The following is a 5042-nucleotide window of genomic DNA, read 5'->3' as shown; positions in this document are numbered from 1 at the left end:
ACGAACGTATGCAGCAAATCGGATTTTGTCACAATGCCGACAAGCTTCCCGTTTTTTACGATCGGGAGGCAGCCGATTTCGTGTTCGAAAAAAATAGCTGATATTTCTTCGGCAAAATCAAGCGGGTGACCGGTGATCACTTCTTTTGACATAATCAGTTCCACCGGCTTTTTTAAATCTTCGTCAGATCTGTTTTGGGCAAAAATACTCGGACTTGCTGTTTTGACGTCCCTGTCCGTGACGATGCCTATGACCGTTCCCCGTTCATTGATGACGGGAAGGTGTTTAATATGAAATGTTCGCATGCGTTTGATCGCTTCTTCAATCGTATCCGTTCTGGAAAGTGTCACAACATCCCGTTTCATGATTTTTTCAACAATCATATTCAGGTCCCCTTTGCTCCCTTAATACATAAAACGATTGTGGAATCTGAGTCTGTCAAAACGCTCGATCGACTCCTGACTGACCTCTTTTCCGATGCGGGCCATTAAACAGTTGGCGGGATGGGAGCTGATTTCCGGATCGTCTGTCGCAAACCAGACAAGCCCTCCGGCATTCATCATTTTCTCCATCATCTTTCTGTATTCCCAAACATCTTTATTAGTCCCCTTTAGATCCCAATGCCAGTAATATTCAGTCGTGATGATGATATATTTTTCCATCTGTGGATCCATCATGCTGACCGCAAGCAGCGTCTTCCCGACAGAGTGACCCCTGAACGCCGGAATGACTTCGATGGCTCCAAGCTCAATTAAATTTTCCATGTTTCCTTCAGACCATCTTTCAAGCGGGTCTGGATAAACATATGTCACATAGCCGACAATGGTTTGCCGGAAACGGGCGATGATGATCCGTCCTTCGGGAAGCCCTGCGATTTCGATTAATGCTTCATGTTGTTTTTGAGATGGGCGAAAGGCTGTAAGCTCGTTGTGAAATTCATATTGTGCGAGTTTTTCGGGACTGATAGGGCCCTCTATCAGCACGGAGCCTTTCTCGGTCTGCAATTCTTTGGCATGATAAGTTTTGTGATGGTCCACGTATCCACCGCCTTACATCTTAGTTGAAGTCTTTTATACATAACATACCAAAATATTAAGCGTTTTCATAGGATGGAAGAGTATTTTTTAAAAATTGAGAAAATAAAAAATCTATACTATAATATATTTTGATGAGCGAACAAAGGGGGATGGGCATGGAATTGAAAGCGTTGCCAGCAGAAAAGGGAAACTACAACTTGAAAGACTATGATGAAGCATACCGGACATTTGACTGGAAGGATGCCGAAAAACATTTTTCATGGCACAAAACGGGAAAAATCAATGCAGCTTATGAAGCGATCGACCGCCACGCTGAGTCAAATTTGAAAAATAAAGTGGCATTTTACTACAAAGATCCGGTCCGCGAAGAAAAGTACACCTTCAGAGAGATGAAAAATGAAACGAATAAAGCCGGGAATGTCTTAAAGCAGCATGCCAATGTGGGAAAGGGAGACCGTGTGTTTGTTTTTATGCCGAGATCACCCGAGCTTTATTTTATTCTTCTCGGCGCTGTCAAATTGGGAGCGATCGTCGGGCCGTTGTTTGAAGCATTTATGGAAGGCGCTGTCAAAGACAGGCTTTTAAACAGCGGATCGAAGGTTATCGTGACGACGCCGGAATTGCTTGAACGGGTGCCGGCCGGCGAACTTCCGGATCTTGAATCAATCATTGTCGTTGGAGAAGGCGTAAAGGAAGAAGGGTCTGTCATCGATTATTACGCGAAAGCGGCTGAAGCAGATACTGATCTTGAGATTGAATGGATGGATCAGGAAGACGGGATGCTGCTTCACTATACATCGGGTTCGACCGGCGCGCCAAAAGGGGTTCTCCACGTCCACAAAGCAATGATTCAGCATTATCAAACAGCCAAATGGGTTCTTGATCTGCACGACGATGACATTTATTGGTGCACGGCTGATCCAGGCTGGGTTACCGGAACGGTCTACGGGATCTTCGGTCCGTGGCTGAATGGAGCAACGAATGTTGTCGTAGGCGGCAGATTCAGTCCCGAAGCATGGTACGAAACGATTGAAAAAATGGAAGTGACGGTATGGTACAGCGCGCCAACGGCTTTTCGGATGCTGATGGGTGCTGGCGACGATCTCGTGAACAAATATAATCTGAGCTCATTACGGCATATTTTAAGCGTAGGGGAGCCGTTAAATCCTGAAGTCATCAGATGGGGGCGGATTCATGATACATGGTGGATGACCGAAACAGGAGCGCAGCTCATCTGCAATTACCCGTGCATGGAAATTAAACCGGGATCGATGGGCAAGCCGATTCCAGGCGTAGAGGCTGCAATCGTCGATCACCAGGGAAATGAACTGCCTCCTTACAGAATGGGGAATCTCGCCATTAAAAAAGGCTGGCCGTCGATGATGCATTCGATCTGGAACAATCCTGAAAAATACAGCTCCTATTTTATGCCGGGGGATTGGTATGTGTCAGGAGATTCCGCCTACATGGATGAAGACGGATACTTCTGGTTCCAGGGAAGGATCGACGATGTCATCATGACATCGGGCGAGCGCGTCGGCCCGTTTGAAGTCGAAAGCAAGCTTGTTGAGCATCAAGCTGTCGCTGAAGCAGGCGTCATCGGCAAACCGGATCCCGTCCGCGGTGAAATTATTAAAGCGTTCATCGCCTTGAGGGACGGTTATGAACCGTCAGATTCGTTAAAAGAAGAAATCAGGCAGTTCGTGAAACAAGGCTTGGCCGCACACGCCGCGCCAAGGGAAATCGAATTCAAGGATAAACTGCCGAAAACAAGAAGCGGAAAGATCATGAGACGCGTCCTGAAAGCTTGGGAGCTGAACCTTCCGGCAGGCGATCTCTCATCGATGGAAGACTGATGTCTCATTGACAATGCAAAAATATTATGTTAAAAAAGATTTAGTCGAATATTCAAAAGGTGAAGACTGAGATTAGTAAAACGCATCCTTCCCTGTCTTAGAGAGCTGATGGCCGGTGAAAATCAGCACATATGGATGGTTTGAATTACACTCACGAACCGCTTTTGCGAAAAAAGCCTCCCGGGCTTTGTGTAGCAGAAGAACGGAAGCTTTTCCGTTATCATTGAGAGTGAAAAGAGCGCGGCCATGCGTTCTTTTAAGCAGGGTGGTACCGCGATTTTTATCGTCCCTTCGTTTTTGCGAAGGGGCGTTTTATTTTTGGAAAAAAGGAGCTAAATGATGATGACACACTTACTTGATGATTTGTCCTTCAGGGGACTGATTCAGCAGCAAACCGATGAAGCAGGCTTGAGAGAACTGCTGGATAAAGAAAAAATCAGCTTATACTCCGGATTTGATCCGACAGCTGACAGTCTGCATATCGGACACCTGTTGCCGATATTAATGCTTCGCCGCTTTCAGCTGGCCGGACATCGTCCGATTGCGCTCGTAGGCGGAGCGACGGGCCTGATCGGCGATCCGAGCGGAAAGAAAGCGGAGCGCACGCTGAACAATGAAGAAATCGTCCGCGAATGGTCGCAGAAAATCAAAAACCAGCTTTCGCGTTTCCTGGATTTTGAAGCTGAAAAAAATCCGGCGATTATGGCGAACAACTATGACTGGATCGGCAAAATGAACGTCATTGATTTCCTGCGCGATGTCGGCAAAAACTTTGGAATCAATTACATGCTTGCCAAAGATACGGTAAGCTCCAGAATCGAGACGGGCATATCTTATACTGAATTCAGCTACATGATCCTACAGTCTCTCGATTTCTTGAATTTGTACAGAAACCAGGAATGCAAGCTGCAGATCGGCGGAAGCGACCAGTGGGGCAATATCACGTCAGGCCTCGAGCTTATCCGCAAATCTGAAGAGAATGCAAAAGCTTTCGGATTGACGATTCCGCTTGTGACAAAAGCAGACGGCACGAAGTTCGGAAAAACGGAAGGCGGCGCGATCTGGCTTGATAAAGAGAAGACGTCGGCATATGAGTTTTATCAGTTCTGGATCAATACCGACGACAGGGATGTCGTGAAATACTTGAAATACTTCACTTTCTTGTCCAAAGAAGAAATTGAAGATCTCGCTGAAAAAGCAGAGACGGCGCCTGAAAAACGCGAAGCGCAAAAGCGCCTCGCCGAAGAAGTGACCGTTCTTGTACACGGCCGTGAAGCGTTTGAGCAGGCTGTCAACATCTCAAAAGCACTCTTCAGCGGAGATATTAAACAGCTGACTGCTGAAGAAGTGAAGGTCGGCTTTAAAGGGGTTCCTTCCATGGAACTTGAGAAAGCGGATGAACTGCCTCTTGTTGAGGTGCTCGTCCAATCCAAGCTGTCTCCGTCTAAACGCCAGGCGCGCGAAGATATCACAAACGGCGCGGTATACGTTAACGGCGAGCGCCGCACCGATGTTGCGGACGTCCTCACCGGCGACGACCGCATCGAAGGACAGTTTACCGTCATTCGCCGCGGTAAAAAGAAATACTTCCTGCTGACTTATAAATAATCAAAAAGCTCTTGCCAAACGGCAAGGGTTTTTTTGTGTCCGTATGTTTCATGTATGTTCATTCAGGAAATGTCAAAAATATAGATGTAATAGGTAGAGCATTTCCATCGTTGAAGAGGGAGGAATGTAGCATGAACCTGTTCATTGCGGCGAAAGAAAAGTTTATGGAAGATTACAACATGCAGCTGGAAACGGAACGAAAACAAGAGGTGCAGCAGTCGGCTGACGGATACAATCAATTGAATCAGACGGAAAATGCAGCAAAGCGGCTGAAGTAGAGGGTCTTTAGGGCCCTTTTTTTATAAAAAAGCGGACGGCAAATTCTTCACACGTCCGTTTGATGAGTCACGATCGACAGTTTATAATTTGCATGATGGTTTAAAATTGTAAAAATTGATCCAACAGTTGATTTGAAGGAAACTTGCATTCGAGAGTCCCCGCTGATTTTCTAGTTTTGAATGACAGGACGTTATGATAAGCGCCTTTTGTATAGATATTAAAAAAAGCGTGAATAAAACACTCGAGTTTAACTTGATTCATC

General features: G+C 46.2%; 5 protein-coding genes, 1 pseudogene and 1 other annotated feature. Of the genes and pseudogenes, 3 read left to right on the top strand and 3 right to left on the bottom strand.

All coding sequences use genetic code 11. The features are described from left to right. Both C1T29_RS17895 and C1T29_RS17890 read right to left on the bottom strand, forming a co-directional pair. A partial coding sequence (locus C1T29_RS17895; RefSeq protein WP_208945517.1) for a CBS domain-containing protein occupies positions 1 to 383 on the bottom strand: 383 nt, incomplete at its 3' end. 21 nt (positions 384 to 404) lie between these two features. Then, positions 405 to 1037 carry a GNAT family N-acetyltransferase gene (locus tag C1T29_RS17890; RefSeq protein ID WP_020452600.1) on the bottom strand — a complete coding sequence of 211 codons (633 nt, stop codon included), beginning with the start codon at positions 1035 to 1037 and terminating at the stop codon, positions 405 to 407. 155 nt (positions 1038 to 1192) lie between these two features. Here C1T29_RS17890 and acsA point away from each other — a divergent pair, with 155 nt between their 5' ends. From acsA to C1T29_RS17875, 3 genes are all read left to right on the top strand, one after another. Then, positions 1193 to 2893, top strand: a complete 1701-nt coding sequence (gene acsA, locus C1T29_RS17885; RefSeq protein ID WP_208945516.1) for an acetate--CoA ligase — start codon at positions 1193 to 1195, stop codon at positions 2891 to 2893. 53 nt (positions 2894 to 2946) lie between these two features. Then, positions 2947 to 3187 (top strand) — a binding site (T-box leader). Between the two features lie 48 nt (positions 3188 to 3235). Next, positions 3236 to 4501, top strand: coding sequence for a tyrosine--tRNA ligase (gene tyrS, locus C1T29_RS17880; protein ID WP_023855507.1), 1266 nt, complete (start codon positions 3236 to 3238; stop codon positions 4499 to 4501). Positions 4502 to 4632: 131 nt separating this feature from the next. Continuing rightward, positions 4633 to 4779, top strand: a complete 147-nt coding sequence (locus tag C1T29_RS17875) for a hypothetical protein (RefSeq protein WP_023855506.1) — start codon at positions 4633 to 4635, stop codon at positions 4777 to 4779. Positions 4780 to 4826: 47 nt separating this feature from the next. Here C1T29_RS17875 and C1T29_RS25020 read toward each other — a convergent pair. Continuing rightward, a pseudogene (locus C1T29_RS25020) lies at positions 4827 to 5042 on the bottom strand (Lrp/AsnC family transcriptional regulator); the annotation flags it as partial.

It is taken from the genome of Bacillus sp. MBGLi79, assembly GCF_002953915.1.
Note: the sequence above shows the minus strand (reverse complement) of the source record. Positions and strands in the feature narration are given on the sequence as shown.